General features: G+C 48.7%; 6 protein-coding genes and 1 tRNA gene. 4 read left to right on the forward strand and 3 right to left on the reverse strand.

The genetic code is table 11. From position 1 onward, the window contains the following. Positions 1-183: 183 nt before the first annotated feature. Complete coding sequence (locus EV680_RS11800) at positions 184-510, reverse strand: rhodanese-like domain-containing protein (protein ID WP_132954939.1); 327 nt, start codon at positions 508-510, stop codon at positions 184-186. A gap of 59 nt (positions 511-569) precedes the next feature. After that, a complete protein-coding gene (locus tag EV680_RS11805) occupies positions 570-1,229 on the reverse strand; it encodes a protein-L-isoaspartate O-methyltransferase family protein (RefSeq protein WP_132954940.1) in 660 nt (219 codons plus the stop codon). Positions 1,230-1,605: 376 nt separating this feature from the next. On the opposite strand from EV680_RS11805, the gene tpiA reads away from it, so the two are divergent. The 4 genes from tpiA (at position 1,606) to EV680_RS11825 (ending at position 4,737) form a co-directional block, all read left to right on the forward strand. Continuing rightward, the gene (tpiA, locus tag EV680_RS11810) at positions 1,606-2,361 is read left to right on the forward strand and encodes a triose-phosphate isomerase (RefSeq protein WP_165870948.1); all 756 of its coding nucleotides are present in this window, start codon (positions 1,606-1,608) and stop codon (positions 2,359-2,361) included. A 5-nt stretch (positions 2,362-2,366) separates the two neighbouring features. Further along, a complete protein-coding gene (gene secG / locus EV680_RS11815) occupies positions 2,367-2,726 on the forward strand; it encodes a preprotein translocase subunit SecG (protein ID WP_132954941.1) in 360 nt (119 codons plus the stop codon). A 20-nt stretch (positions 2,727-2,746) separates the two neighbouring features. Then, positions 2,747-2,832 (forward strand) — tRNA-Leu (locus EV680_RS11820). Between the two features lie 801 nt (positions 2,833-3,633). Continuing rightward, positions 3,634-4,737, forward strand: a complete 1,104-nt coding sequence (locus EV680_RS11825; RefSeq protein WP_132954942.1) for an agmatine deiminase family protein — start codon at positions 3,634-3,636, stop codon at positions 4,735-4,737. On the opposite strand, the gene EV680_RS12070 is transcribed toward EV680_RS11825, so the two are convergent. Further along, positions 4,727-5,014 (reverse strand): hypothetical protein (locus tag EV680_RS12070; protein WP_207894351.1); only part of this gene is annotated, 288 nt, incomplete at its 5' end. The genes EV680_RS11825 and EV680_RS12070 overlap by 11 nt on opposite strands.

The raw sequence follows: 5,014 nt of genomic DNA on the forward strand, positions 1-5,014 counted from the left end.
GTTTGCGTGGTGCTCGATTGGGGGCGATGGGGGCGCGATTGGCAAGCAGGGAGCAGAGAAGCGTTCAGACGGCGTGTTTTATATATGTGCGGTGAAGGCTTAAGGTTCTAACCGTATCTGAAGAGCCGGAAGAGAAAAATGCCGTCTGAAAGGGTTCGGACAGCATTGAGGGTGCGATAAGGTTCAATAGCGCGGCATGGCAGTATCTATTTCTTGCGCCCAAGCATCTATGCCGCCCTGCAAATTGTACACATCATCGAAGCCGGCTTCAGACAAATACATGGCTGCGTAAAGGCTGCGTATGCCGTGATGGCAGTAAACCACGATAGGTGTGCCGTCGGGCAGCTCGTTTTGGCGCAAAGGGATAAGGTTCATCGGAATATGGATATGCCCGGGCAGCGCGCAATATTCCACTTCTTCATCTTCACGGACATCAAGCAAGAGCACAGGTTTGTTTTCATGCAGCCATTGATGTAATTCGGCAGGGGTGAGTTGGGGGATATTATTCATAAAAGTTCGGGTCTATTAAGTATGAGGCCGTCTGAATCTTCAGACGGCCTTTGATGATTTTAGAAAGTGAAGTTTGTGGCCGGCGTGTCTGCTTTGCTGGTCAGCTTGGGAATCAGCGTGTCGAAAAGTGTGGTCTCGGTAAAGCTGTTGTCATCGCGTACAATCAACAGGGCGCGTTGAACAGGGGCATCGCCTACCACCACCACCATATGGCCGCCTTTTTCATGGAGCTGATTTTTCAATTGCTCGGGAATGTTATTGGTTGCGCCGCCAATATAAATGGCATCAAACAAACCGCCGCCGATTTCTGCGGCAAGGCCGTCGGCAACTTGATAGGTAATGTTTTTGTAGCCCAAATTATCCAATACCGTTTTTGCGCGTGCTTGTTGTTCGGCATCAATGTCGACCGTAATGACTTCTGCGGCCATTTTTCCCAATAGAGCGGTGGCATAGCCCGAGCCTGTGCCTACTTCCAATACTTTGTCCAATGGCGTCAGTTTTAAAGCCTGTATCATGCGGGCAACGATTTTCGGCTCCAGCATATTACCGCCGTTGGGCAGCGGCAGGGTCTTATCGGAATAGGCGTAAGGCTGCTGTGCTTCGGTAACAAAATCTTCCCGCGGAATCTCACCCAAAACATCTAAAATATCGAAGTCCAACACATCCCAAGGACGAATTTGTTGTTCTACCATGTTAAAACGTGCTTTTTCGAAATTCATTTTTATGCTCCTGCTCCGCTATTTTGTCGTGTCAGATAATGAGTGGGTTTAATCAACTGATTATAATGGTTTCGACTGCGTTTTAACAGCCCTGCTGTGCATCGGTTGGCAAGCGGCTTGCCGTTGCAGGGAGGAGTTGTTGGCTGGCTGTGTGTGATGGATGGGTGCAGAACATTTCAAAATAAAATCGATTGAAATGTATATCGAATATATTGAAGCGGTAAAAGGCCGTCTGAATAAACGGCAAATCAAGTCGTTTGTGGCAACGGTATTGCTAATTTATTCATAATTCACTACACTTTCCTACATTGTGGCTTAGATTATGGAATATGCCGAAGAAATGTGTCGGCGTGGCAGAATAAAAGGAATGAATATCATGTGGGAGCAGAAATGGGTCATCGGCAACTGGAAAATGAACGGCCGGCTGCAAAATAATAATGCGCTGATGCACCGTTTCCGCATATTGCCTCAGGCGGATAAAGTGTGTATCGGTTTGGCTGCGCCTACAGTATATTTGTTGCAATTGCACAACGCCATGCAGATTGTGCTGAACAACCGCATTCTGACTTGTGCACAGGATGTGAGCCGTTTCCCTGGCAACGGCGCTTACACGGGCGAGGTTTCTGCTGAAATGATGGCCGACACCGGCGTGGATATCGTGCTGATCGGCCACTCGGAACGCAGCCTTTATTTTGGCGAGAAAAATGAGATTCAGCGTCAGAAAATGGAAAACGTATTGAATGTCGGTCTAACGCCCCTGCTGTGCGTGGGCGAGAGCTTGGAAGAGCGGGAATCGGGCAAGGCAAAAGACGTGATTGCACATCAATTATCGATTTTGGCTGGCCTCGACACGCAAGATATTGCCGTGGCTTATGAGCCGGTGTGGGCGATTGGCACGGGCAAAGTGGCTACGGTGGCACAAATTGCAGAAATGCACGCATTTATTTACGAACAAATCTTGTCTTTATGTAGTGAAGGTGTTAGAATCCGCGTTCTTTACGGTGGAAGTGTGAATGCAGGCAACGCTGCAGACATTTTTGCTGTGCCCTGTGTTGACGGCGCATTGGTCGGCGGCGCATCGTTAGCCTACGATTCGTTTACTGCCATCATAAATGCGGCGCAAGAATCGTAGAAAATATGGAAGCCTTTAAAACCGTTATTTGGATCATCAACATTTTCGCCGCATTGGTTGTGATTGTGTTGGTGTTGATGCAGCAAGGCAAAGGCGCTGATGCCGGCGCAACATTCGGCTCGGGCAGCGGCAGCGCGCAAGGCGTGTTCGGCTCGGGTGGCAATGCCAACTTTTTAAGCCGAAGCACCGCTATTGCCGCTACTGTATTTTTCGCAAGTTGCATGGCCTTAGTTTATATCCATACCAATGCGAACAACCATGGTTTGGATTTCAGCACGGTAGAGCAAAGCCAGCCGGCGCAAACCCAGCAGCAACCGGCAGGACAATCTTCCGAGCAAAACAGCGGTTCCTCACCGCAGCAGTAAAATGACAATTTAAAGTTTATGCCGACATGGTGAAATTGGTAGACACGCTATCTTGAGGGGGTAGTGACCCTAGGTCGTATGAGTTCAAGTCTCATTGTCGGCACCAAAGTGAAGAAACAGCCTATTTTCTAGGCTGTTTTTTTACGTCTTATCCCGTCTAATGCGGTAAACCAAAGCCAAGATAGGCGCGGCTTTGCGCCTGATTTGGCTGTTTTGGTTTTCCGCTTTCTTGTCTAATGCCGTCTAACGCCATCCTATCGAATCAACCAAAAAGACGGGGTATATTTAGGGGTATCGTACAAATACCCCCTGAAAAAAAGACCCCTAGGTGCCCATAAACGACCGCCAAATAAAGAACGTAAAGCCAACCAATAAGTCCTGTAAGCTTTCAGGCGGACATAGTCTTTATTTACTGATAAAACCAAACGACGGCAAATATTGGCAGCTTGCGGGAGCCTATCCGCGCTGCACGGATTGTTGCGTATATGCATAATTTAATGGTTGAAACGATAGGCCGTCTGAACATTCAGACGGCCTTTTCTATATGTGTGATTAAGCGGTGGAGCGTGTTGTGAGTGGATTTATCATTATTTGTTTATTTAAAGAAAGAATCATTTTGCCTATCAAAGGAAATATGGCGGAGCCGGCCTTTTGAATAGCATAACAAAATGGCAGTTTGTTTATACCATATGGATAATATTATTTTATATTTTTATGTTTAAATTATATTTATAAATCAATATATTAAATATAAAAATAAAATTTTAGCATTTTGCGTTTGAGGTGAAGATTTTGCTGTTGGTAATAAGCGAAATCATGTATTATCGCTCGCTAGAAGCCATGCCGATGGCTTGAGCAGGCTGCTTTTTATTTAAAGGCAGTTGATTTATTTTAAGGAGAATGTTTTATGGTAACCCGGCGTACGGTTTTACAGTCTTTGGGTATTTTGGGTGCGGGCGCGCTGTTGGGCACCGGCAAAGAATCTTTGGCGGTGGCCGCCACGAAAGCGGGCTGGGTGATGCCGGATGAAGGTGATCCGCACAAGCGCACCTGGATGGCTTTCGGCGCCAGCGCTAAAGTGTGGGGGAGAAGGCTTCTGCCCGAGGTGCAGCGCAATTTGGCTACGATTGCGCTGACGATTGCCCGATACGAGCCGGTTTCCATGTTGGTGCGCCAAGAAGATTTGCCGGTGGCGCGCAAGCTGATGGGCGATAAGATAGATCTGATTGTTTTTCCGCTGGATGATTTATGGATGCGCGACACGGGGCCTGTGTTTGTGGTGAACGAAAAAGGTGAAAAAGCCGGGGTGGATTTCAATTTCAACGGCTGGGGCGAAAAGCAGACTTTCAGCCGCGATGCTAAAGTGGCTGCGTTTGTGGCCAAGCAGGCAGGCGTGCCCCGCATACAGAGTAATTTGATTCTTGAGGGGGGCGGCATTGAGGTGGACGGGCACGGCACGGCCATTATCACCGAGAGCTGTGTGCTCAACGATAACCGCAACCCCGGTGTGAGCAAGGCACAATGCGAGCGCGAGCTCAAGCAACTTTTGGGGTTGAAAAAAATCATTTGGCTGCCCGGCATCAAAGGGCGCGACATCACCGACGGCCACACCGATTTTTATGCCCGCTTTGCCCGCCCCGGCGTGGTGGTTGCCGGTTACGACCCGGATCCTGATTCATTCGACCATGCGGTGACCAAGCGCCATTTGGACATTTTGCGTGCGGCCACCGATGCCCAAGGCCGCAAACTGGATGTGGTGGTGCTCGAAGCGCCGACAGATATTCGTGAAGACTTTGCCAATGATGATTTTGCCGCCGGCTACATCAATTTTTATGTGTGCAATGGTGCCGTGATTGCACCGGAGTTTGGCGACAAGCGTACCGATGCGGCGGCTAAAAAAGCGCTGCAACGTGCGTTCCCTGATCGCGAAGTGGTGCAAATCAACATTGATGGCATCGCGGCCGGTGGCGGTGGTATTCACTGCACCACCCAGCAAGAGCCTAAGGCTTGAGCGGCGTGAAGCCGGCTTGAGCTTGTGCTTTCGCTTTAATGCTGGCTTGAAGCAGCAAAAGGCCGTCTGAAAACCTTTTCAGACGGCCTTTTGTGTCGGAATGATTTGAATATTGAATCGGTCTTATACCAATTCTAAAAAATAACCTTACAAAATAAAAGCAGTTCGGCAACATCATCCGTGTAGGTCGGATTCTTGAATCCGACGTTTGGCCAACGGCCAAAGCGATGTGCGTGCCTTGTTCTGCGAACAAGTGTCGGATTCGAGAATCCGACCT

Origin of the sequence: Uruburuella suis (assembly GCF_004341385.1) — a bacterium.
GTDB lineage: Bacteria > Pseudomonadota > Gammaproteobacteria > Burkholderiales > Neisseriaceae > Neisseria > Neisseria suis.